Source organism: Streptomyces sp. NPDC044002 (assembly GCF_056434525.1).
In genome coordinates this window covers 1-23631 of record NZ_JBWKEZ010000025.1, presented here as the reverse complement: position 1 = coordinate 23631, position 23631 = coordinate 1, and the positions used below count along the sequence as shown (strand labels likewise).

At 72.0% G+C, this 23631-nt stretch carries 21 protein-coding genes and 1 tRNA gene; 13 read left to right on the top strand and 9 right to left on the bottom strand.

All coding sequences use genetic code 11. The features are described from left to right. The first annotated feature begins 142 nt into the window (after positions 1-142). Positions 143-1825, top strand: a complete 1683-nt coding sequence (gene paaN, locus AC07A6_RS19755) for a phenylacetic acid degradation protein PaaN (protein ID WP_478777887.1) — start codon at positions 143-145, stop codon at positions 1823-1825. Here the strand turns inward: paaN and AC07A6_RS19750 are convergent. The 3 genes from AC07A6_RS19750 to AC07A6_RS19740 all read right to left on the bottom strand — a co-directional run bounded on the left by AC07A6_RS19750 (position 1822) and on the right by AC07A6_RS19740 (position 4627). Further along, positions 1822-2580 (bottom strand): TrmH family RNA methyltransferase, encoded by a 759-nt coding sequence (locus AC07A6_RS19750; protein ID WP_478777886.1) that lies wholly within the window; start codon positions 2578-2580, stop codon positions 1822-1824. The two genes, paaN and AC07A6_RS19750, sit on opposite strands and share 4 nt — an antisense overlap. Before the next feature lie 128 nt (positions 2581-2708). Next, positions 2709-3956 (bottom strand): HTTM domain-containing protein, encoded by a 1248-nt coding sequence (locus AC07A6_RS19745; protein ID WP_478777885.1) that lies wholly within the window; start codon positions 3954-3956, stop codon positions 2709-2711. After that, positions 3941-4627, bottom strand: a complete 687-nt coding sequence (locus AC07A6_RS19740) for a DUF5819 family protein (RefSeq protein WP_478777884.1) — start codon at positions 4625-4627, stop codon at positions 3941-3943. Before AC07A6_RS19740 ends, AC07A6_RS19745 begins: the two co-directional genes overlap by 16 nt. 135 nt (positions 4628-4762) lie before the next feature. Here AC07A6_RS19740 and paaA point away from each other — a divergent pair, with 135 nt between their 5' ends. The 6 genes from paaA to AC07A6_RS19710 all read left to right on the top strand — a co-directional run bounded on the left by paaA (position 4763) and on the right by AC07A6_RS19710 (position 9634). Continuing rightward, positions 4763-5779, top strand: a complete 1017-nt coding sequence (gene paaA, locus AC07A6_RS19735; protein WP_362456811.1) for a 1,2-phenylacetyl-CoA epoxidase subunit PaaA — start codon at positions 4763-4765, stop codon at positions 5777-5779. Beyond that, the gene (gene paaB, locus AC07A6_RS19730; protein WP_362456808.1) at positions 5776-6060 is read left to right on the top strand and encodes a 1,2-phenylacetyl-CoA epoxidase subunit PaaB; all 285 of its coding nucleotides are present in this window, start codon (positions 5776-5778) and stop codon (positions 6058-6060) included. Before paaA ends, paaB begins: the two co-directional genes overlap by 4 nt. Next, positions 6057-6791, top strand: coding sequence for a 1,2-phenylacetyl-CoA epoxidase subunit PaaC (paaC, locus tag AC07A6_RS19725; protein ID WP_385758453.1), 735 nt, complete (start codon positions 6057-6059; stop codon positions 6789-6791). The genes paaB and paaC overlap by 4 nt, the downstream gene beginning before the upstream one ends. After that, positions 6785-7291 carry a 1,2-phenylacetyl-CoA epoxidase subunit PaaD gene (gene paaD, locus AC07A6_RS19720; RefSeq protein WP_362456802.1) on the top strand — a complete coding sequence of 169 codons (507 nt, stop codon included), beginning with the start codon at positions 6785-6787 and terminating at the stop codon, positions 7289-7291. Before paaC ends, paaD begins: the two co-directional genes overlap by 7 nt. Then, entirely contained in the window at positions 7292-8392 is a 1101-nt protein-coding gene (locus AC07A6_RS19715) for a 2Fe-2S iron-sulfur cluster-binding protein (protein ID WP_478777883.1), read from the top strand. A 99-nt stretch (positions 8393-8491) separates the two neighbouring features. Next, the gene (locus AC07A6_RS19710) at positions 8492-9634 is read left to right on the top strand and encodes an acyl-CoA dehydrogenase family protein (protein WP_478777882.1); all 1143 of its coding nucleotides are present in this window, start codon (positions 8492-8494) and stop codon (positions 9632-9634) included. 7 nt (positions 9635-9641) lie between these two features. On the opposite strand, the gene AC07A6_RS19705 is transcribed toward AC07A6_RS19710, so the two are convergent. The 6 genes from AC07A6_RS19705 to AC07A6_RS19680 form a co-directional block, all read right to left on the bottom strand. Then, positions 9642-9986, bottom strand: coding sequence for a rhodanese-like domain-containing protein (locus tag AC07A6_RS19705; RefSeq protein WP_125821712.1), 345 nt, complete (start codon positions 9984-9986; stop codon positions 9642-9644). Positions 9987-10052: 66 nt separating this feature from the next. After that, on the bottom strand, positions 10053-10883 hold the full coding sequence (locus tag AC07A6_RS19700; RefSeq protein ID WP_362456792.1) for a J domain-containing protein: 831 nt from the start codon (positions 10881-10883) through the stop codon (positions 10053-10055). Positions 10884-11036: 153 nt separating this feature from the next. Continuing rightward, positions 11037-12518 (bottom strand): DUF2252 domain-containing protein, encoded by a 1482-nt coding sequence (locus AC07A6_RS19695; protein ID WP_478777881.1) that lies wholly within the window; start codon positions 12516-12518, stop codon positions 11037-11039. Between the two features lie 69 nt (positions 12519-12587). After that, entirely contained in the window at positions 12588-13247 is a 660-nt protein-coding gene (locus tag AC07A6_RS19690) for a response regulator transcription factor (RefSeq protein WP_362456786.1), read from the bottom strand. A gap of 10 nt (positions 13248-13257) precedes the next feature. Next, positions 13258-14949, bottom strand: coding sequence for a sensor histidine kinase (locus tag AC07A6_RS19685; protein WP_362456783.1), 1692 nt, complete (start codon positions 14947-14949; stop codon positions 13258-13260). Positions 14950-15079: 130 nt separating this feature from the next. Beyond that, positions 15080-15162 (bottom strand) — tRNA-Leu (locus tag AC07A6_RS19680). A 293-nt stretch (positions 15163-15455) separates the two neighbouring features. Here AC07A6_RS19680 and AC07A6_RS19675 point away from each other — a divergent pair. From AC07A6_RS19675 to pknB, 6 genes are all read left to right on the top strand, one after another. Continuing rightward, positions 15456-16271, top strand: coding sequence for an FhaA domain-containing protein (locus tag AC07A6_RS19675; protein ID WP_386270711.1), 816 nt, complete (start codon positions 15456-15458; stop codon positions 16269-16271). Between the two features lie 10 nt (positions 16272-16281). Further along, positions 16282-16782 (top strand): FHA domain-containing protein FhaB/FipA, encoded by a 501-nt coding sequence (locus tag AC07A6_RS19670; RefSeq protein WP_478777880.1) that lies wholly within the window; start codon positions 16282-16284, stop codon positions 16780-16782. A 141-nt stretch (positions 16783-16923) separates the two neighbouring features. After that, positions 16924-18381: a PP2C family protein-serine/threonine phosphatase gene (locus AC07A6_RS19665; protein ID WP_478777879.1), complete on the top strand. Its 1458-nt coding sequence runs from the start codon at positions 16924-16926 to the stop codon at positions 18379-18381. Between the two features lie 31 nt (positions 18382-18412). After that, positions 18413-19837 carry an FtsW/RodA/SpoVE family cell cycle protein gene (locus AC07A6_RS19660; RefSeq protein WP_362456772.1) on the top strand — a complete coding sequence of 475 codons (1425 nt, stop codon included), beginning with the start codon at positions 18413-18415 and terminating at the stop codon, positions 19835-19837. Continuing rightward, positions 19834-21300 carry a peptidoglycan D,D-transpeptidase FtsI family protein gene (locus AC07A6_RS19655; RefSeq protein ID WP_362456769.1) on the top strand — a complete coding sequence of 489 codons (1467 nt, stop codon included), beginning with the start codon at positions 19834-19836 and terminating at the stop codon, positions 21298-21300. Before AC07A6_RS19660 ends, AC07A6_RS19655 begins: the two co-directional genes overlap by 4 nt. A gap of 156 nt (positions 21301-21456) precedes the next feature. Further along, positions 21457-23505, top strand: a complete 2049-nt coding sequence (pknB, locus tag AC07A6_RS19650; protein ID WP_362456766.1) for a Stk1 family PASTA domain-containing Ser/Thr kinase — start codon at positions 21457-21459, stop codon at positions 23503-23505. Positions 23506-23631 lie beyond the last annotated feature (126 nt).

The following is a 23631-nucleotide window of genomic DNA, read 5'->3' as shown; positions in this document are numbered from 1 at the left end:
GTACCGACCGATCGTTCGGTTACTCTAACTCCAGTCTGCTCTTCTTCACCCGCCCCAGCCCGATCCCAGCCTGACTCCAGCCTGAATCCCAGGTCTGCGAACCAGCCTGATCCCGCCCGGCTCAACGAGGAGTTGGTCCCTGATGGCCGCCGAGCTCACCGTCCCCCAGCTTTCCGAGAAGCACCGGACCACCCTGGACCAGGCGCTGGATGCCATCCGCAGCCGCGCCTACTGGTCCCCGCACCCCGAGCACCCCAAGGCCTACGGCGAGAGCGCCCCGGCCGACGGGCTCGCCGCCTTCGAGGCCGTCCGCGGCACCCGCTTCGACCTCGGGCAGCCCGGCACCGACGGCTGGACCGGCGGCGAGGTCTCCCCCTTCGGCCCGGAGCTGGGCGTCGAGTACCCGCACGTCGACCCGGACGTGCTGCTGCCCGCGATGAAGGCCGGCATCGCCGCCTGGCGCGATGCCGGTCCCGAGACCCGCGCCCTGGTCTCCATCGAGATCCTCGCCCGCATCTCCGCCCGCACCCACGAGTTCGCGCACGCGGTCATGCACACCAGCGGCCAGGCCTTCATGATGGCCTTCCAGGCGGGCGGCCCCCACGCGCAGGACCGCGGCCTGGAGGCGGTGGCCTACGCGTACGAGGAGCAGACCCGGGTTCCCGGACAGGCGGCCTGGTCGAAGCCGCAGGGCAAGAAGGACCCGCTGGAGCTCGGCAAGACCTTCACCGCCGTACCGCGCGGCATCGCGCTGATGATCGGCTGCAACACCTTCCCCACCTGGAACGGCTACCCCGGCCTGTTCGCCTCCCTCGCCACCGGCAACGCCGTCCTGGTCAAGCCGCACCCGCGCGCCGTGCTGCCGCTGGCGCTGACCGTGCGGGTGGCCCGCGAGGTCCTGGCCGAGGCGGGCTTCGACCCGAACCTCGTGGCCCTGGCCGTCGAGCGGCCGGGCGAGGGCATCGCCAAGACCCTCGCGGTCCGGCCCGAGATCAAGCTGATCGACTACACGGGCTCGACCGAGTTCGGCGACTGGCTGGAGACCAACGCCCGCCAGGCGCAGGTCTACACGGAGAAGGCGGGCGTCAACACGGTCGTCGTCGACTCCACCGACAACTACAAGGGCATGCTGTCCAACCTGGCCTTCTCGCTCTCCCTGTACAGCGGCCAGATGTGCACCACCCCGCAGAACCTGCTGATCCCCCGCGACGGCATCGAGACGGACGCCGGCCACAAGTCGTACGACGAGGTAGTCGCCGACCTCGCCGCCTCGGTCGGCGGCCTGCTGGGCGACGACACCCGCGCCAACGCCCTGCTGGGCGCGCTGGTCAACCCTGACGTCAAGGCCCGGCTGGAGGCCGCGGCCGGCCTCGGCGAGGTCGCGCTGGCCTCCCGCGAGGTGGCGAACCCCGAGTTCCCCGGCGCGGTCGTGCGCACCCCGGTGATCGTGAAGCTGGACGCCGGCAAGCCGGACCCGGAGGCGGCCTACCTGTCCGAGTGCTTCGGCCCGGTCTCCTTCGCGGTGGCGGTGGACTCCACGGCGGACGCCCTCGACCTGCTGCGCCGTACGGTGCGGGAGAAGGGCGCGATGACCGTGGGCGCGTACACCACGTCCGCGGACACCGAGCGGGCGATCGAGGAGGTCTGCCTGGAGGAGTCGGCCCAGCTGTCGCTGAACCTGACGGGCGGGGTCTTCGTGAACCAGACCGCGGCCTTCTCCGACTTCCACGGCTCCGGCGGCAACCCGGCCGCCAACGCGGCGCTGTGCGACGGCGCGTTCGTCGCCAACCGCTTCCGCGTGGTGGAGGTCCGCCGCCAGGGCTAGCCCTTGGGGCCGCCCCAGTGGAAGAGGGTCATGGCCACGCTGGTGGCCAGGTTGTAGCTGGACACCTGCGGCCGCATCGGCAGCGACACGAGGTGGTCCGCCCGGGCACGCAGCTCGGGCGAGATCCCGTGCCGCTCGGATCCGAAGGCGAGCAGGGCGTCGTCCGGGAGGACGAGGGCACGGATGTCCTCGCCCTCCGGGTCGAGCGCGTACACCGGGCCCGGCGGGAGCTCCTCCAGCTCCAGCCGGTCCACGGTGGTCGCGTAGTGCAGCCCGGCACCGGCCCGGACCACGTTGGGGTGCCAGGGGTCGAGGTCGCCCCGGGTCACCACCCCGGTGACCCCGAAGCCTGCGGCGAGGCGGACGACGGCGCCGACGTTGCCGAGGTTGCGGGGGTTGTCGAGCAGCACGACGGGCGCGGGCCGGGGCGTCCGCGCCAGCGCGGCCCGTCCAGCCTCCCGGTCCGGCCGCACCGCGAGCGCGGCGACCCCGGTGGGGTGCACGCGGGGCAGCAGCTCCTTCAGCGCCCCCTGCCGCACCAGCCGGGCCACCGCCTCCTCCACGTCGGGCGCCAGCCCGGCCGCGAGCTCCCGCACGCGCTCCGGCTCGTCGGCCACGACGGCCAGCACCTCGGCCCCGAACCGCAGGGCGTGCTTCAGCGCGTGGAACCCGTCGAGCAACACGACGTCGCTGCGCTCGGCGCACTCCCGCCACTCCCGCACGCCGCCGCCCCCCGCACCCCACTGCTCACTCATGCCCCGACCCTACGGGCATTCCTTTTGAACACGGCGTACCGCTGCGCGGGGCTGGTCCCCTACCCGCCCTTCCACCGTTCCCAGGGGCGCTGCCCCTGACCCCGTACGGGCGCTCTGCGCCCGTCGCCTCAATCGCCGGCGGGGCTATTCATAGCCTCGCCGGCGATTGAGGCCTGGGGGTCCGGGGGCGGAGCCCCCAGGAAGGGGGTCCGGGGCGCAGCCCCGGGAAACGGAGAAAGGGCGGGGCGGGGAGCGGCTCCGCGCAGCGGCACCCGCCCCCACGCGCCAGCGACCCGCGCCCCCACCCACACCAGCAGCCCCGTCGGCAGGAACACCGCATCGGCGGCGATCATCGCCAGAGAAAAGAACGGCAGCCCCAGCAGCACCGCGATCCCGGCGTGCTCCAGCATCATCACCGCCAGCAGCACGTTCTTGACCCGCCGGTTGAACAGCGTGAACGGGAACGCCACCTGCACCAGCACGGTCCCGTACGTCAGCAGCATCACCACCACCCCGCTGGACGCCACCAGCTCCGACAGCCAGGGCCACGGGGTGAAGTAGTCCAGGCTCAGCGGGTAGTACAGCGCGGTCCCGTCCTGCCACCGCGAGCCCTGGATCTTGTACCAGCCGGCGGTGGCGTAGATCAGGCACACCTCGGCCGTGATCACCAGCATCCCGGCGTTGTGCAGCAGGTTCGCGAGCACGTCGAGGGCCGCCCGCCGCTCGCCCCCGGGTTCGTACCGGTCGGCGAGCCACCACAGCGCCGTCCCGGTCCACAGGGTCCCGAAGAACACGAGCCAGAGCGCGCCGAGGTGCCCGCTCACCGCCCCGTACGCGAACCCGGCGCCGAGCAGCGCCCACAGCACCGGTCCCGCGGCCCCCGCGGCCGCCGAGCCGCGCAGCCGGGCCCGGCGGGCGTCCAGCGACCACACCTGCCCGCAGCGGGTCAGCACGAGGTAGACGGCCATCAGGTGGATGACGTTGTCCCCGCCGTCGCCCATGAACACGCTGCGGTTCTGCAGCGACAGCACCCCGATCATGAACAGGACCGAGGAGGCCCGTGTCCGCCAGCCCAGCACCAGCAGGACGCTCGCGAGCAGGGAGAGCGCGTACACGGTCTCGAACCACACCGTCGAGTCCGACCACATCAGCACCGTGAAGGCGCGGTTCGTGGCGATCAGCCGTTCGGCGAGCTGCCAGCTCCACGGCCCGTCGGGGCCGTACAGCTCGTGCCGGTGGGGGAACTCCCGCAACAGGAAGAACAGCCAGGTCGCGGCGAAGCCGATGCGTACGACGGCGCTCTGGTACGGGCCGAGCGCCTGTCCGGTGGCCTTCGCGACCGCCCGCGCGAGGGCGCTCCTCACACGTTCCACCACGGCAGCTCCCGGTAGTACGTCTGGGTGTCGGTCTTCTCCCCGCTCCAGGAGGGCGCGGCCACCGACCGGGTCGCCGAGCGCAGCTGGATGCGTACGATCCGCTCCCCGTCGCCCTTGCGGGGGGCCAGCCGGTCCACGGCGATCCGCTTCAGGTACTGCTCGGCCAGCTCCCCGCGCTCGCCGTCGGGCTTGTTGTCCTCGTCGTGGGAGCCGGTGAAGAAGTCCCAGGCCCTGCGGAGCTCGTTCTGCTCGGTGTGGCTGGGCAGCAGGCCGTGGCGGATCGCCGCGCCGTCCTCGGCGGACAGGTCGCGCCAGTCGCGGGTGACGAGTTCCCCGGCGGCGGTGCGGACCTGGGCGCGGGCCTCGACGGAGATGTTCTGCTGGAACGGGTTGGGCGCGAAGAGCTTCCAGTTCTGTTCGAACTCGGGATAGATCCAGCCGTCCACCAGCCGGGCGTTCTGCTTGCCGACGGTGTTGGCCGGTGCGACGTGCAGGAAGACCAGTCCGAGGTGCAGGCAGGCGCCGACGCCCAGGGCCCCCAGGGCGAGGGCCGCGATGACCCGGTAGGGGGCGGACAGGCCGGCGATCCCGGGTGTGCGGGGCGGTGCGGGGTGCGCCGGGGCGGCCGGCGGAAGGGCTCCTTCCGCAGGCTCGCGCTCGTTCGAATCCATCCCGCCCCGATCATCCGGCGTCCACAGGGTTGCCCACAGAGGTTGACACCCTACGGGCCGCCGTCTCACCATTGAAGAGGATGAACCGAACGATCGGTCGGTCGGGCGGACGGCACACTCTGACAGGGGACCGGGATGGTCGCAGTGACCCCGGAAACGGGCACGTCAGGCACGGTGGACGGCGCGGTGGACGGGCAGTCCGCAGACCTCGGCGCACAGCTCCGTGCGGACTTCGACGCCGCCGTGGCGGCCGACGAGCGCGTGGAGCCCCGGGACTGGATGCCCGAGGAGTACCGCGCCTCCCTGGTCCGGCAGATGGCGCAGCACGCGCACTCCGAGATCATCGGCATGCAGCCCGAGGCCAACTGGATCACCCGCGCGCCCTCGCTGCGCCGCAAGGCGATCCTGATGGCCAAGGTGCAGGACGAGGCGGGCCACGGGCTCTACCTCTACAGCGCCGCCGAAACCCTCGGCACCAGCCGCGACGAGCTGCTCGACAAGCTCCACTCGGGCAAGCAGAAGTACTCCTCGATCTTCAACTACCCCACCCTGACCTGGGCCGACGTCGGCGCCATCGGCTGGCTCGTGGACGGCGCGGCGATCACCAACCAGGTGCCGATCTGCCGCTGCTCCTACGGCCCCTACGCCCGCGCCATGGTCCGGATCTGCAAGGAGGAGTCCTTCCACCAGCGCCAGGGCTACGAGCTGCTCCTCGCCCTCTCGCAGGGCACCGAGGCCCAGCACGCCATGGCGCAGGACGCCGTCGACCGCTGGTGGTGGCCCTCGCTGATGATGTTCGGCCCGCCGGACGACGAATCGGTCCACAGCGCGCAGGCGATGGCCTGGAAGATCAAGCGCCACTCGAACGACGAGCTGCGCCAGCGCTTCGTGGACATCGCCGTCCCGCAGGCCGAGTCGCTGGGCCTGACCCTGCCCGACCCGGACATCAAGTGGAACGAGGAGCGCGGCCACCACGACTTCGGCGCCATCGACTGGGCCGAGTTCTGGGACGTCCTCAAGGGCAACGGCCCCTGCAACGAACAGCGGATCAGCCAGCGGCGCACGGCGCACGAGGAAGGCGCCTGGGTCCGCGAGGCCGCCTCCGCCTACGCCGCGAAGCACACCAGCACCGGACGAGAGGTACAGGCATGACGCAGAACTGGCCCCTGTGGGAGGTGTTCGTGCGCTCGCGCCGCGGCCTCTCGCACACGCACGCGGGAAGCCTGCACGCCCCGGACGCGGAGATGGCCCTGCGCAACGCCCGCGACCTCTACACGCGGCGCAACGAGGGCGTCTCCATCTGGGTCGTGCCCTCCACGGAGATCACCGCCTCCTCGCCGGACGAGCGGGACCCGTTCTTCGCCCCGTCCGCCGACAAGCCCTACCGCCACCCCACCTTCTACGACATCCCCGAGGGGGTGCGCCACCTGTGAGCGCCGGCACCGACACCCGCACCGCGGCCGCCCTCGCCCTCGGCGACGACGCGCTGATCCTCTCCCACCGCCTCGGCGAGTGGGCGGGCCACGCCCCCGTCCTGGAGGAGGAGGTCGCCCTGGCCAACATCGCCCTCGACCTGCTCGGACAGGCCCGCCTGCTGCTGTCCATGGCCGGCGACGAGGACGAGCTGGCCTTCCTGCGCGAGGAGCGCTCCTTCCGCAACCTCCAGCTGGTCGAGCAGCCCAACGGGGACTTCGCCCACACCATCGCCCGCCAGCTGTACTTCTCCTTCTACCAGCACGAGCTGTACGCGGAGCTCGCCGCCGGCGACGGCCCGTTCGCCCCGCTCGCCGCCAAGGCAGTGAAGGAGACCGCCTACCACCGGGACCACGCCGAGCAGTGGACGCTGCGCCTCGGCGACGGCACCGAGGAGAGCCGGTCCCGGATGCGCACGGCGCTGGACGCCCTGTGGAAGTTCACCGGGGAGATGTTCCTGCCCGTCGAGGGCGTCGGCCTGGACCAGGCCGCCATGGAGGCCCTGGAGGGCCGCTGGCTGGCCGCGCTGGGCGACGTACTGGACCGGGCCGGACTCGCCCTGCCCGAAGGGCCGCGTACGGGTGCCTGGGCCGCCGGAGCCGGCCGCCAGGGGCTGCACACGGAGCCGTTCGGACGGCTGCTCGCCGAGATGCAGCACCTGCACCGCAGCCACCCCGGAGCGTCGTGGTGAGCGCCGGGGCCGGGACCACCCGCCTGGAGGCGGAGCTGGCCGAGCTGGCCGGTTCCGTCCCCGACCCGGAACTGCCCGTGCTGACCCTGGCCGAGCTGGGCGTCATGCGCGGGGTGCGGATGCACGAGGACGGGCACGCCGAGGTGGTCCTGACCCCGACGTACACCGGCTGCCCGGCCATCGAGGCCATGGCCGCCGACATCGAGCGCGTCCTCACCGGCCACGGCATCCCCGAGGTGCAGGTCACCACGGTGCTGTCCCCGGCCTGGTCCACCGACGACATCAGCGCCGAAGGCCGCCGCAAACTGGCCGAGTTCGGCATCGCACCGCCCCGCCCGCACTCCACCGGCGGACCGGTACCGCTGACCCTGTCGGTGCGCTGCCCGAACTGCGGCTCGACCGACACCGAACTGCTCAGCCGCTTCTCCTCCACCGCGTGCAAGGCGCTGCGCCGCTGCGTCTCCTGCCGCGAACCGTTCGACCACTTCAAGGAGCTGTAGATGGCCGCACCCCGCCACGGCGCGTTCCACCCGCTGACGGTGGCGGCAGTCGACCGGCTCACCGACGACTCGGTGGCACTGACCCTCCGCGTCCCCGAGGAACTGCGCGAGGACTACCGCCACGCCCCCGGCCAGCACCTGACGCTGCGCCGCCGCGCCGCCGAGGGCACCGAGGTCCGCCGCACCTACTCGATCTGCTCCCCCGCCCCGGCCCCCGACGGACCCGGACCGGCCGAGCTGCGGGTGGGCGTGCGCCTGGTGGAGGGCGGCGAGTTCTCCACGTTCGCGCACAAGGAGGTCGCCGCGGGCGACGTGCTGGACGTGATGGTCCCGGCCGGACGGTTCGTGCTGGAGCCGGCCGCCGCCCCGCAGGGCGCGCACTACGCGGCGATCGTCGGCGGCAGCGGCATCACCCCGGTGCTGTCGATCGCCGCCTCGGTGCTGGCGGCACGGCCCGACGCCCGGTTCTGCCTGGTGCGCGCCGACCGCACGGCGGCCTCGACGATGTTCCTGGAGGACGTGGCCGACCTCAAGGACCGCTACCCCGACCGCTTCCAGCTGGTCACCGTGCTCTCCCGCGAGGAGCAGGAGGCCGGGCTGCCGTCCGGGCGGCTCGACGAGGCCCGGCTGGCGTCCCTGCTGCCCGCGCTGCTCCCGGTCGAGGAGGTGACGGGCTGGTTCCTGTGCGGTCCCTACGGGCTGGTGACCGGCGCGGAGCGGGCCCTGGGCGCGCTCGGCGTCGTACGGACCCGGGTGCACGAGGAGATCTTCCACGTCGAGGACACCGCCCCGCAGGGCCCCGTCCGCTCCGTCCCGTCCCCGGCCCACGGCCGGGTGACCGCCCGGCTCGACGGCCGCTCGGGCACCTGGGCCGTACAGGACGGCGAGTCCCTGCTGGACACGGTGCTGCGCAACCGCGCGGACGCCCCGTACGCCTGCAAGGGCGGGGTGTGCGGCACCTGCCGGGCCTTCGTCGTCTCCGGCGAGGTCCGGATGGACCGCAACTTCGCGCTGGAGGCGGAGGAGACCGACGCCGGGTTCGTGCTGGCCTGCCAGTCCCACGCCCTGACGGAGGAAGTGGAGATCGACTTCGACAGGTAGGTCCACCGGCCGCCCGGGCCTGTCCAATTGCCGCACTCTGCTCTATCTTGACGCACCGTCAGACAAGGGCGTCAGCCGGTGCGCGCAGGAGGACAGGCAGTGGACTTCACCTTCACCGAGGAACAGCAGGCCGCCGTCGAGGCCGCGCGGGCCGTCTTCTCCGGCGTCGCCCCCGACGGCGTCCCCAGCCCGGCGCTCACGCCCGGAGCCGTCGCGGACGACTTCGACCGGCCGCTGTGGGCCAGGCTCGCCGGCTCCGACCTGCTGGGCCTCGTCCTCTCCGAGGAGCACGGCGGGGCCGGCCTCGACGCCATAGCCCTGTGCCTCGTGCTGCGCGAAGCGGCGCGCGTCCTGGCCCGGGTGCCGCTGCTGGAGCACTGCGCCACCGCCATGGCCGTCCAGGCCCACGGCAGCCCCGAACTGGCCGCCGCCCTGCTGCCCGGCGCCGGGAACGGCACGCTCGTCCTCACCGCCGCCGCACACGGCCGCACCGGCCACGACCCCGCCGAACTCGCCGTCACCGCACGCCGAGAGGGCGCGGACTGGCTCCTGGACGGGGTGCAGACCTCCGTGGCCTGGGCCCACGGCTGCGACTGGATCGCGGTCCCCGCCCACAGCGGCGAGGGCGAGGCCGCCCTCGCGCTGCTGCCCCGCGTCACCCCGGGCCTCACGCTCGCCGACCAGTACTCCACCAGCGGCGAGCGGCTCGCCGAACTCACCCTCGAAGCGGTACGGGCACCCGCCGCCCACGTGATCGACGCCCCCGGCGCCTGGGACCGGCTCCACCAGCTGCTGGCCACCGGCACCTGCGCCCTCGCACTCGGCCTCGGCGAGGCCGCCCTCGCCATGACCAGCCAGTACACCGGGAAGCGGGAGCAGTTCGGCTTCCCCGTGGCGACCTTCCAGGCCGTCGCGGTGCAGGCCGCCGACCGCTACATCGACCTGCGCGCCATGGAGGCCACCCTCTGGCAGGCCGCCTGGCGGCTCGACGCCGCGACCGGCGGGGCGGGCGGCCCGCTGCCCAGCGCCGGGGACGTCGCCGTCGCCAAGATCTGGGCCTCGGAGGGCGTACGCCGGGTGGTGCAGACCGCCCAGCACCTGCACGGCGGCTTCGGCGCGGACACCGACTACCCGCTGCACCGGTACCACGCGTGGGCCAAGCAGCTGGAACTCCAGCTCGGTCCGGCCGCCGCGCACGAGGAGGCACTGGGCGACCTGCTGGCCGCCCACCCGCTGGCCTGAGCGGGGACTAGAGCACGAAGGCCGGGTTCCCGGTGTCCGTCACCATCGGGCGCCCGGCGCGCTCCCAGGCCTGCATCCCGCCGTCGATGTTCACGGCCTCGATGCCCTGGCGCACCAGGTACTGGGTGACCTGGGCGCTGCGGCCGCCCACCCGGCACATCACGTACGCGGTACGGCCGTCCGCGACCGCCTCGGTGACCTCGCCGAAGCGCGCCACGAAGTCGCTCATCGGGACGTGCAGCGCACCCTCGACGTGCCCGGCCGCCCATTCGTCGTCCTCACGGACGTCGAGGACGAAGCCTTCGGCGGGCACCGCGGCGGCGTCCACCGAGGGAAGCGGTCCGAGGTTCATAACTGTCGCCTTCTCTCTTCACGGATCTGGTCTGCCAACCTATCCGAAGCCCCGGCAGGGCCGGACTCATCCGGCGCTGTACGACGCCAGTTCCGCCTCGCGCTCGGAAACCTGCGCCAGCAGCTGCTCCGCGATCTCCTCCAGCAGGCGGTCCGGGTCGTCCGGAGCCATCCGCAGCATGGCGCCGATCGCGCTGTCCTCCAGCTCCTTCGCCACCAGCGAGAGCAGCTCCTTGCGCTGGGCCAGCCACTCCAGCCGGGCGTACAGCTCCTCGCTCTCGCTCGGCCGGACCTCCTCGGGCGCCGGGCCGGCCTCCCACTCCTCGGCCAGCTCGCGCAGCAACCGCTCCTCACCGCGCCCGTAGGCGGCGTTGACCCGGGCGATGAAGGCGTCGCGGCGCGCGCGCTCGGCATCGTCCTGCGCCAGGTCGGGATGGGCCTTGCGGACCAGCTCCCGGTACAGCCGCCGCACCTCCTCGGTGGGCCGCACCCGCTGCGGGGGCTGCACCGACCGGTCGGTGAGCATCGCGGCGGCGTCGTCGGAGAGGCCCTCCGAGCCCAGCCAGTCGTGGAACAGCTCCTCCACGCCGGGCATCGGCATGACCAGCGAGCGGGCCTCCTGGGCCCGCCGCAGGTCCTCCGGATCACCGGTGCGGGCCGCCTTCGCCTCCGCGATCAGCGCGTCCAGCTCGTCGAGGCGCGAGTACATCGGGCCGAGCTTCTGGTGGTGCAGCCGGGAGAAGTTCTCGACCTCCACCCGGAAGGTCTCCACGGCGATCTCGAACTCGATCAGCGCCTGCTCGGCGGCCCGCACGGCGCGCTCCAGCCGTGCCTCGGGCCGCTCGTCACCGGGGACGGCGGACTCTTCGGGGGCGGTGGGTTCGGTCTGCTCGCTCACCCGGCCAGCCTACGGCCCGCCCCGGGCCACGTTTCACGTGAAACGTGGGGGATGTTTCACGTGAAACGCGCAGGCCGCGTGAAACACACACGCCCGCCCCGGACGCCGCCGGGCCGCCCGGGCCCGTCGGGCCGCCCGGGCCGGGCCTGCCGCTCAGACCCCGAACTCCGCCGCGATGCGTCCCGAGCGCACCGCCGCCACCAGATCCGCGTGATCGGCCTCGCTCCGGTCGGCGTAAGCCACGGCGAACGCGGCCATCGCCTCGTCCAGCTCCTCGTTCTTGCCGCAGTACCCCGCCAGCAGCCGCGGATCGGCGCTGTGCGCGTGCGCCCGGGCCAGCAGGGCACCGGTCATCCGGCCGTAGTCGTCGATCTGGTCCACGGCCAGCGCCGCCGGGTCCACACTGCCCTTGCGGTTGCGGAACTGCCGGACCTGGTACGGACGCCCCTCGACGGTGGTCCAGCCCAGCAGGATGTCGGAGACCACCTGCATCCGCTTCTGCCCGGCCACCACCCGGCGGCCCTCGTGCTCCTCCGCCGGCGCGTGGAAGCCCAGCCCCGGCAGGTGCGGCAGCAGCACCGACGGCCGCGCCTCCTTCACCTGGAGCACCAGCGGCTCGCCCCGGTGGTCCAGCAGCAGCACCACGTACGAGCGGGTGCCGACACTGCCGGTGCCGACGACCCGGAAGGCCACGTCGTGGATCGCGTACCGGGCCAGCAGCGGCAGCCGGTCCCCCGACAGGGTCGCCAGGTACGGGCCCAGCGAGGCGGCCACGGCAGCGGCCTCCCCGTCCCCGACCCGCCGCAGCACCGGCAGCGCGTCCACGAAGCGTCGGCCCCCGTCTGCGAGGAGCTCGGTCGACTTGGCGGCGAACCGGGCGGAGGTGTTGTTGCGGGCCTTCTCCGAGACCCGCTCCAGCGTCCCGAGCAGGTCCCGGGCGTCGGTGTGGGAGACCAGCTCCTCGTCCGCGATCGCGTTCCACGCGTCGAGCGCGGGCAGCTTCGCCAGCAGCCGCATGGTGCGCCGGTAGGCGCCCACCGCGTCCCGGGCCGCCGCCAGACAGGTGTCCTCGCAGGCGCCCGCCACCCGCCCGGCGAGGATCAGGGAGGTCGCCAGCCGCTTCACGTCCCATTCCCACGGGCCGAAGACGGTCTCGTCGAAGTCGTTCAGGTCGATCACGAGCCGGCCGCGCGCGTCCCCGTACAGGCCGAAGTTGGCCGCGTGGGCGTCACCGCAGATCTGCGCGCCCACCCCGGTCACCGGACCGCCGGACAGGTCGTGCGCCATCAGCCCGGCCGCACCGCGCAGGAAGGCGAAGGGGTTCGCGGCCATCCGGCCCACCCGTATCGGGGTCAGCTCGGCGACCCGGCCCACGTTGGACTCCTCCACCGCGCGCACCGCGTCCGGCCGCCCGGCGGGCGCCTCGAACCGCGCGTGCGCCGCCCGCGGGACGCGCAGCCGCAGCGCCCTCCCCGCCTCCTTCGGCGAACCGCTGACGTTCCGCGGCGCGAAGCCCGCGACGCGCGGGATCCGCCCGCCGTCCCGCCCCGCGGCCGGGTCCACCGCCACGCCCGCTCCGCCCGGCGCTCCGGCCACCCCGCCCGCCGCCGCGTACTGCTCCGGTATCGCCACCATCCGCGCTGCCCCGCCCTGTTCGCGCCACACCGGCCACCTCGTGGCCGATCAAGTCCGGGCAGACCGTACCTACAGCCCGGCGTCCCTGGCCAGCAGGGCCGCCTGAACCCGGTTCTCGCAGCCCAGCTTCGCCAGGATCCGGCTCACGTACGTCTTCACCGTCGCCTCGCTCATGTGGAGCCTGCGCCCGGCGTCCGCGTTCGACAAGCCCTCGCCCAGCAGCGCCAGCACCCCGCGCTCCCGCTCGCTCAGCTCCGCGACCCGCCGACGGGCCTCCTCGCCCCGCCCCGCGGCCGGACCCGCGGCCAGCTGGTCGACCACGTGCCGGGTGGCCCCGGGCGAGAGGTACGCGTCCCCGGCCGCCGCCGCACGGACGGCGCCGATCAGCTCACCCGGCGCCGAGTCCTTCAGCAGGAAGCCCGCACCGCCCTGGCTCAGCGCCCGCAGCACGTTCTCCTTCTCCCCGAAGGTGGTCAGGATCAGCGCCCGGACCGCCGGCGCGGCCCGGCCCAGCTCGCCCAGCGCCGTCAGCCCGTCCATCACCGGCATCTGGATGTCCAGCAGGACCACGTCAGGAGCGTGCGAGAGGGCCAGCTCGACCGCTTCCCGGCCGTTGGCGCCCTCGGCGACCACCTCGATGTCCGGCGCCGAGGTCAGGATCATCCTGATCCCCGCGCGGATCAGCGGCTCGTCGTCAGCGATCACCACTCTGATCACCTTGGCTGTCACCCGCACGCTCCTACTGCTTGACCTGGTACGCCTGCTTGTCGACGAGCTTGCCGCCCTTGAAGCAGAACCGGAAAACGGTGTCGTCGGCGGACCACTCCGAGTTGCCGCTGGAGAGCAGGGCCAGGCAGTCCGAGCCCTCCGGCCGCGGCGGGCCCTTGCGGTCCATGCCCGCCGTCAGGACGCTGTCCCCGCTCGGCAGGCGCCCCCGCACCGACTCCTCGGACTCGCCCACGTGGACCGCGTCGTACTCCTCCCTGCCGATCATCGCGTTGTTGGCGGAGCCGACCAGCATCACCACCGCGGCCCCCATCACGATGATCAGCAGCACCAGCGCCGCGACGGCGATCCCGCAGCCCATCGCCACACCCCCGGTCCGGGTGCGCACCGGCACCGACAGCTCGCGGTCCAGCGCGGCCCAGTCCAGCGGCGGCGCGCCCTTCAGCGCCAGCGCCCGCGCCTGCGAGCGCTGACCGAAGTCGTCGGCCACGTCCTCGACGAGCCCGGCCGGCTCCGTCCCGTAGGGCAGCACGCCCGCCACCCGGAACCCGCCGTCATCGGTCGCCCCCGCGTGCACCATGCCGCCGACCAGACGGGCCCGCTCCCTCAGCCCGGTCAGCCCCTGCCCGCCCGACACGACCTCGCCCGGGACCCGGTCGGTCGCCGGACCGTTGGCGATCTCCACCACCAGCGAGTCGTCCTCGTAGCGCAGCTCCACCGTGATCGGCGACCCGGGAGCGTGCTTGTAGGCGTTGGTCAGCGCCTCCTGCACGATCCGGTACGCCGCGTGGTCGCAGGCCGCGACCAGCGGCCGCGGCTGCCCCGCCGTACCCAGCCGTACGTCGGTCCCCGCGGCCCGCGCCGCCTCCACGATCCCGGTGATCCCGGCCACCCCCCGCGCCGCCGGCTGCGCCTCCTCGACCGGCGCGGGCGCCTCCACTCCGTCGCGCAGGATCCCGACGACCTCGCGCAGCTCGTGCATGGCCGCCACCGAGGCCTGCCGCAGCACCCCCACCGCCTCGCGCTGGCGGTCGGTGAGCGCGGGGTCCACCTCCAGCGCCCCCGTGTGCACCGAGATCAGCGCCAGCTGGTGGCCCAGGCTGTCATGCATGTCCTGGGCGATCCGCTGCCGCTCCCGCAGCCTGGCCTGCCCGGCGACCATGGTCCGCTCGCGCACCAGCCGGTCGTTGCGCTCCTGGAGCGCGCTCAGCAGGGTCCGGCGCTGGTGCCAGTAGCGGCTGGCCAGACCCGGCATGACGGTCGCCGCGAGGAACAGCAGGGTGGAGAAGACGGCCACCAGCAGCGGCCGCATCTGCGTCCACTGGTCGACCAGGGTGACACCGACCACGGCCAGGAAGGCCAGCAGGAACGCGCCGAGCGCCCGGCCCACGCCGACGATCCGGCGGCCCGCGGACCAGCCCAGCACGACCGTCACGAGGAACACCCCGGGCAGCAGCGCACTGGCCGCCGCGCCCACCACCAGCGTGGTGGCCGGCAGCCTCCGGCGCAGCAGCACCAGCGACACCACGGCCACGGCCCCGAGGACCGTCTTCAGCCCGGAACTGTTGCTGAGTTCGTCCACGCCGACGCCGAGCAGCGCCAGCACGGCCGCGCTCGTCAGGTCCCCCGCCAGCATCCGCCGCGACCAGGGTTCCGGCCCCTTCAGCCAGTCCCAGCCCGCACGCGTCCTCGCCTTGGCATCCACACGCCCGACCCTAGACACCGGCCCCCGCGGCCCGCCGTCTTCTTTCGTCGCGCCCCGCACGACGAAAGTCGTACGGGACCGGACATGCGAGAAGCCCCGATCCGGATTCCGGATCGGGGCTTCCCCGATGTGGGCGAGGGGGGATTTGAACCCCCACGTCCCGAAGGACACTGGCACCTGAAGCCAGCGCGTCTGCCGTTCCGCCACTCGCCCGAGCAGCGTCCCAGTGGATCTTCCCTTTCGGGCCGTTCCCCTGGCGACGTCGAAACATTAACACGTCGGACGGGCCGGATTGAAATCGCTTTCCGCGGCCCCCCTCACGACGACCGGCACGGCCCCTCCCACTGTCCCCTCCGGGTGCGGGACACTGTCCCTGGCGCACCCCTACGATCCCTTGTGAGCACCAACACTCCTGCGCGCAGGACCGAAGGGGAACCAGCCGAATCCGCCACGCGTGGATACGATCAGTAAGCAGTACAGGGCGACAACGACGGAGGAGGTGCCCCATGGGAGTCCTGAAGCGTTTCGAGCAGCGCCTCGAAGGTCTGGTGAACGGCACCTTCGCCAAGGTGTTCAAGTCCGAGGTCCAGCCGGTGGAGATCGCCGGCGCCCTCCAGCGCGAGTGTGACAACAACGCCACGATCTGGAACCGCGAGCGGACCGTCGTACCCAACGACTTCATCGTGGAGCTCAGCGCCGGCGACTACGAGCGCCTGAGCCCCTACTCCGGTCAGCTCGGCGACGAACTCGCGGGCCTCGTACGCGACTACGCCAAGCAGCAGCGCTACAGCTTCATGGGCCCCATCAAGGTGCACCTGGAGAAGGCCGAAGACCTGGACACCGGTCTCTACCGGGTCCGCAGTCGCACCCTCGCCTCCAGCACCTCCCAGGACTCCCCCCAGGCCGCCCCGGGCGCCCAGGGCGGGCAGGGCGGATACGGCTACCCGCCGGTCGGCGCCCCGCCCATGCCCCCGGGCCCGCCCCAGGGCGGACCCGGCGCGCGCCCCGGCGCCGCACCCGCGGCTCCCGGCGCCCCGGGGGCCACGCGTCGCTGGATCGAGATCAACGGCACCCGCCACCAGATCTCGCGCCCGACACTCGTACTCGGCCGCAGCACCGAGGCCGATGTGCGGATCGACGACCCCGGCGTGTCCCGCCGGCACTGTGAGATCCGGACCGGAACACCCCCGACGATCCAGGATCTCGGGTCCACCAACGGCATCGTGGTGGACGGGCAGCACACCACCCGCGCTACGCTCCGCGACGGCTCGCGGATCGTCGTGGGCAGCACCACCATCATTTACCGGCAAGCCGAAGGGTGAAGCGGGGGCAATGTCAGAGCTGACCCTGACGGTCATGCGGTTGGGTTTCCTGGCCGTTCTGTGGCTGTTCGTCATCGTGGCCGTACAGGTCATCCGCAGCGACCTCTTCGGTACGCGAGTCACGCAGCGCGGCTCGCGCCGCGGCGGAGCCGCCGGCGGCTCCGCGCAGCAGACGGGGCGGCAGGCCGCGCCGCCGCAGCAGCGCCAGCGCAGGGGTGCGCCGACCAAGCTCGTCGTCTCCGAGGGCACCCTCACGGGCACCACGGTCGCCCTCGCCGGGCAGACGATCACGCTGGGCCGCGCCCACGACTCCACGATCGTGCTGGACGACGACTACGCCTCCAGCAGGCATGCCAGGATCTACCCCGACCGTGACGGCCAGTGGATCGTCGAGGATCTCGGGTCCACGAACGGCACGTACCTCGACCGGACCCGGCTGACCACCCCGACGCCCATTCCGCCGGGCGCCCCGATCCGCATCGGCAAGACCGTCATCGAGCTGCGGAAGTAGTACGAGAATGAGCGAGCGGAGCGAGCGAGCCGCGGCGGCCCGTCCCACCGGGGACACGGACCCGAGCGCGCTCCCGACCGGAGGGTGGGCAGTGTGGCTCGAGACCGGTTGTACCCCGAGGCGTCGACAGGGCAGGTGCGCATGAGTCTGTCCCTGCGTTTCGCCGCCGGATCGCACAAGGGGATGATCCGCGAGGGCAACGAGGACTCCGGCTACGCCGGTCCCCGGCTCCTCGCCGTCGCCGACGGCATGGGCGGCCAGGCAGCCGGCGAGGTCGCCAGCTCCGAGGTCATCTCCTCGCTCGTCCAGCTCGACGACGACGTCCCGGGCTCCGACATCCTCACCGCCCTCGGCATCGCCGTGCAGCGCGCCAACGACCAGCTGCGCGTCATGGTCGAGGAAGACTCCCAGCTCGAAGGCATGGGCACCACGCTCACCGCCCTGCTGTGGACCGGCCAGCGCCTCGGTCTGGTGCACGTCGGCGACTCGCGCGCCTACCTGCTCCGCGACGGTGTCCTCACGCAGATCACCCAGGACCACACCTGGGTGCAGCGCCTCGTCGACGAGGGCCGGATCACCGAGGAGGAGGCGACCACCCATCCGCAGCGCTCCCTCCTGATGCGTGCCCTCGGCAGCGGCGACGTCGTGGAACCCGACCTCTCCATCCGCGAGGTCCGGGCCGGCGACCGCTACCTGATCTGCTCCGACGGGCTGTCCGGCGTGGTCTCCCACCAGACCCTGGAGGAGACCCTCGCCGACTACCACGGCCCGCACGAGACCGTGCAGTCCCTGATCCAGCTCGCCCTGCGCGGCGGCGGTCCGGACAACATCACCTGCATCGTCGCGGACGTCCTCGACACCGACAGCGGCGACACCATGGCCGCCCAGCTGAACGACACCCCGGTCGTCGTCGGCGCGGTCGCCGAGAACCAGCACCAGCTCTTCGACGGCAACGCCATGCAGACGCCCGCCGGGCGGGCCTCCGGGCTCGGCCGCCAGGCCCCGCCGCCCGCGGGCTCCTTCGGCCCTCCCGGCAGCGGTGAAGCCCCCGGCTACGGATACCCCGACCAGGGCCAGGGCGGCGCACTGGGCAGCTTCGGCGAACCCGAGCCCTACGACGCCGACGGCAAGTACGAGGACACGTACGACCACCCGCGCAAGCGGCGCAGCAAAGGGCGCAAGTGGACCACGCGCACGCTGATCCTGCTGCTCGTGGCCGGTGTCGTCGGCGGCGGCCTGTACGCGGCGCACCGGTGGACGCAGACCCAGTACTACGTGGGCGTCAAGGGTGACCACGTCGCGCTGTACCGCGGCCTCAGCCAGAACCTGGCCTGGATCCACCTCTCGGAGGTGGAGACGGACCACCCCGAGATCGAACTGAAGTACCTCCCGCCCTTCAAGCGCAAGCAGGTCGAGGCCACGATCAGCGAGAGCAGCATCGACGGCGCGCGCAAGAAGATCGAGGAGCTCGGGGTCCAGGTCTCCGCCTGCAAGCAGGACGAGGCCCGCCGCGCTTCCGAAGCCCAGGGCAACCAGACGCCCGGCCCCAGCCTGACTCCCGCGGAGCAGGCTGTCGTCGGCCAGTGCGAAAAGCAGTAGACATACGCGGGCACAGGGGGCCTGCCACACCATGAGCGTTGTCACCAACACGACCACCATCGGCGCCATCGAGGCGCCGAGCCGACGGAACACCGAGCTCCTGCTGCTCGCCTTCGCCGTGGTCATCCCGATCTTCGCCTACGCCAACGTGGGCCTGTCCATCCACGGCGAGCTGCCCCCGGGCATGCTGCTCTACGGGCTCGGCTTCGCCGTGCTCGCGGGCATCGGCCACCTCGTCGTCCGGCGGTACGCCAAGTACGCCGACCCGCTGCTGCTGCCGATCGCGACGCTGCTCAACGGGCTCGGCGTCGTCCTGATCTGGCGCCTGGACCAGTCGGAGCGGCTGCAGAACCTCGCCAAGCGCAGCTTCGGCGGCTTCGCGGAGTCCGCGCCGCGCCAGATGCTGTACACGGGCATCGCCATCGCCCTGTTCTCCGTCGTGCTGCTGGTCCTCAAGGACCACCGCGTGCTCCAGCGGTTCACGTACATCTCCATGGCCGGTGCCCTGGTCCTGCTGATCCTGCCGGTCATCCCGGGTCTGGGCGCGGACGTCTTCGGCGCCAAGATCTGGATCAGCGTCGGCGGCTTCTCCATCCAGCCCGGCGAGTTCGCGAAGATCGTCATCGCGATCTTCTTCGCCGGCTACCTGATGGTGAAGCGCGACGCGCTCGCCCTGGCCAGCCGCCGCTTCATGGGCCTCTACCTGCCGCGCGGCCGCGACCTCGGCCCGATCCTGATGATCTGGGCGATGAGCCTGCTCGTCCTCGTGTTCGAGAACGACCTCGGCACCTCGCTGCTGTTCTTCGGCATGTTCGTGATCATGCTGTACGTGGCCACCGAGCGGACCAGCTGGATCGTCATCGGCCTGCTCATGTCGGTCGGCGGTGCCACCGTGGTCGGCGCCACGGCCAGCCACGTCAAGGCCCGCGTCACCGCCTGGCTCGACCCCTTCGCCTGCTACTCCACGTCCGGCGCCTGCGAGCAGGTCGGCCAGTCGATCATGAGCTTCGGTTCCGGCGGTGTGCTCGGCGCCGGCTGGGGTCAGGGCAACTCGGACCTGATCGGCTTCGCCGCCAACTCCGACTTCATCTTCTCCACCGTCGGCGAGGAGCTCGGCCTGACCGGCGTCATGGCCTTCCTCCTGCTCTACGCCCTGATCATCGAGCGGGGCGTCCGCACCGCCCTCGCCGCGCGCGACCCCTTCGGCAAGCTGTTCGCCATCGGGCTCTCCGGCGCCTTCACCCTGCAGATCTTCGTCGTCGCCGGCGGAGTCATGGGCCTCATCCCCCTCACCGGCATGACCATGCCCTTCCTCGCCTTCGGCGGTTCCTCCGTCCTGGCGAACTGGGTCCTCATCGCCATCCTCATCCGGATCAGCGACACCGCACGCCGACCTGCCCCGGCCCCCGCCCCGTCCCCCGACTCCGAGATGACCCAGGTGGTCCGCCCGTCATGAACAAGCCCCTGCGCCGCATCTCGCTGTTCTGCGGGCTGCTCGTCCTCGCCCTGCTGATCCGGACCAACTGGCTGCAGTACGTGCAGGCCGAGGACCTCAGCACGCGCAAGGAGAACCGCCGGGTCCAGATCGCCCAGTACGGCACCGAGCGCGGCAACATCATCGTCCAGGGCGGCCAGCCGATCACCGGGTCAGCCGTCACCGCGGGCAGCGACTACAAGTTCAAGCGGACCTACGTCGACGGCCCCCTGTGGGCGCCCGTCACCGGCTACGCCTCGCAGGCCTTCGGCTCCACCCAGCTGGAGTCCCTGGAGGACGGCATCCTCACCGGCAACGACGACCGGCTCTTCTTCGACCGCACCATCGGCATGTTCACCGGGGAGAAGAAGCGCGGCGGCAACGTCATCACCACGCTGAACCCCGCCGCCCAGAAGGCCGCCTTCGACCAGCTCGGCACCAAGAAGGGCGCGGTCGCGGCGATCGACCCGCGCACCGGCGCCATCCTGGCCCTGGTCAGCACCCCCTCGTACGACCCGTCCACCTTCGCCGGCAACTCCAAGGCCGACGAGAAGGCCTGGGTCGAGCTGAAGGACTCCGAGGACAAGAAGCTCGTCAACCGCGCCCTGCGCGAGACGTACCCGCCGGGCTCCACCTTCAAGGTGGTCACGGCCGCCGCCGCGCTGGAGCACGGCGTGGTCAGCGACATCAACGCGCCCACGGACACCCCCGAGCCGTACATCCTGCCCGGCACCAAGACCCCGATGGTCAACCACGCCACCGGCTGCGAGAAGGCGAGCCTGAACGACGCGCTCCGCGTCTCCTGCAACTCGGTCTTCGCGAACCTGGGCGACAAGGTCGGCCGCGACAAGATGGTCGACACGGCCCAGAAGTTCGGCTTCAACAACGACAAGATCGACACCCCGGTCCGCGCCTTCGCCAGCGTCTACGACAAGACCATGGGCCGCGACGGCAACGCGCAGAGCTCGATCGGCCAGTTCAACACCGCGGCCACCCCGCTCCAGATGGCCATGGTCACCGCCGCCATCGCCAACGACGGCAAGCTGATGAAGCCGTACATGGTCGACCAGCTCACCGCGCCCGGCCTCGACACGATCGAGAAGCACGAGCCGTCCGAGATGAGCAAGCCCCTCAGCGCGGCGAACGCGCAGAAGGTCCAGCAGATGATGATCAACGTCGTCGAGAAGGGCACCGGAACCAAGGCCCAGATCAACGGCGTCAAGGTAGGCGGCAAGACCGGTACCGCCCAGCACGGCGAGAAGAACGCCAAGCGCCCCTACGCCTGGTTCATCTCCTACGCCGAGCTCCCCGACGGCAGCTCCCCCGTCGCCGTGGCCGTCGTGATCGAGGACAGCGCCGCCGACCGTGAGGACATCAGCGGTGGCGGCCTGGCCGCACCCGTCGCCAAGGCCGTCATGGAAGCCGTCCTGAAGAACAAGGGATGAGTACCGGAGACAGGATCCGAGCGCTCGGTACCGGTCCGATATCAGCCTGTGGTCACGAACCGATCACCGTCGATCGGCCGGTAGCCTTGCCGCGAACAGCACACCGCCGGACCACACGCCGGTGCGGTCGGGACTGACGGAGAGGGCTGGAACGTTATGGAAGAGCCGCGTCGCCTCGGCGGCCGGTACGAGCTGAGCCACGTGCTCGGCCGCGGTGGCATGGCCGAGGTCTACCTCGGCCACGACACCCGGCTCGGCCGTACCGTAGCCGTCAAGACCCTGCGTGCCGACCTCGCCCGTGACCCGTCCTTCCAGGCCCGGTTCCGCCGCGAGGCCCAGTCGGCCGCCTCGCTGAACCACCCGGCGATCGTCGCCGTCTACGACACCGGCGAGGACTACGTCGACAACATCTCCATCCCGTACATCGTGATGGAGTACGTCGACGGCTCGACCCTGCGCGAGCTGCTGCACTCCGGCCGCAAGCTGCTCCCCGAGCGCACCCTCGAAATGTGCATCGGCATCCTCCAGGCGCTGGAGTACTCCCACCGCGCCGGCATCGTCCACCGTGACATCAAGCCCGCCAACGTGATGCTCACCCGGACGGGCCAGGTCAAGGTCATGGACTTCGGCATCGCCCGGGCCATGGGCGACTCCGGCATGACCATGACGCAGACGGCCGCCGTGATCGGCACCGCCCAGTACCTCTCCCCGGAGCAGGCCAAGGGCGAGCAGGTCGACGCGCGCTCCGACCTCTACTCCGCGGGCTGCCTGCTCTACGAGCTGCTGTGCGTCCGTCCCCCGTTCGTCGGCGACTCCCCGGTGGCCGTCGCGTACCAGCACGTGCGCGAGGAACCCCAGCCCCCGTCGAACTTCGACCCCGAGATCACGCCCGTGATGGACGCCATCGTCCTCAAGGCCCTGGTCAAGGACCCCGACTACCGCTACCAGTCCGCCGACGAGATGCGGGCCGACATCGAGGCCTGCCTCGAAGGCCAGCCCGTCGCCGCGACCGCCGCCATGGGCGCGGCCGGCTACGGCTACCCCGACCAGGGCGGCTACGGGCACCAGGGCTACGACCAGCCCACCACCGCCCTGCGCTCCCCGGACGCCGGCCAGACCTCAATGATGCCGCCGATGCCCCCCGGGGGCGGCGACGGCAACTACGCGTACGACAACCAGGGCCACGGCGGCTACGACCAGGGCCACGGGCGCCGCCAGCAGAAGAAGAGCCGCGCCTCGACGATCCTGCTGGCGGTCGCCGCCGTCCTCGTCCTGGTCGGCGCGATCCTGATCGGCAAGGTCATCTTCAACGGCGGCGCGGACAACCGCCCCGCCGTGCCCAAGCTCGTCGGCCAGACCTTCGAGCAGGCGCAGAGCAGCGCCAAGAACATGGGCCTCGGCGTGGAGAAGGAGGCCGAGGAGCCCTGCGAGGACCAGCCCAAGGGCAACGTCTGCTCGCAGAACCCGGCACCCGACACCAAGGTCGACAAGGGCACCACGGTCAAGGTCAAGGTGTCCTCGGGCGCGCCCAAGGTCGCGGTCCCCGACGTCACCCGGCTGAAGTTCGAGGACGCCGAGTCGAGCCTGAAGTCGAAGAAGTTCCAGGTCGAGAAGAAGCTCGTCGAGTCCGACACCGCCGCTCCCGGCACCGTTCTGGAGCAGAACCCCAAGAGCGGCAGCCAGGCCGAGCAGGGTTCCGTGATCACCCTCCAGGTCGCCAAGGAAGCCGCCAAGGGCGTCGTCCCGGACCTCAAGGGCATGAACAAGGCAGCCGCGACCAAGGCCCTCACGGACGCCAAGCTGAAGCTCGGCAGCACGACCGAGGTCGACTCCCCGGGAGCCGCACCCCAGACGGTCGTCGCGCAGCAGTACGAGCCCGGTCAGCAGCTCCCCAAGGACACCCCGGTCAACGTCAGCATCTCCAAGGCGTCGTCCCAGCCGACCGTGGTCCCGCCGCTGGCCGGCCAGACCGTGGCCCAGGCCAAGAACACCCTCAAGGCGGCCAACCTGACCTTCGGGGCGGTCCTGGGCGGGCCGACGGACGACAACGCCGTGATCATGTCCTCCGAGCCCGCTGCCGCTCAGCCGGTCCCGGCGGGCACGGTCGTCAACGTCCGGACGATGGCCAATCCCAACCAGCCGCAGGACGGCGGCCAGCAGGGCGGAGGCTGGTTCGGCGGCCTCACGGGCGGCAACCGCCGCTAGGAAGCACATCCACGTGAAACGGGGCGGGGGGAGTCACGGGGTAGGGGGGATCAGCCGGGCTTGTTCGCTTCTTATCCAGCGTCTCCGTCTGCACCCGGTCGCCCCAGATGAGGTCTCGTTACTTCA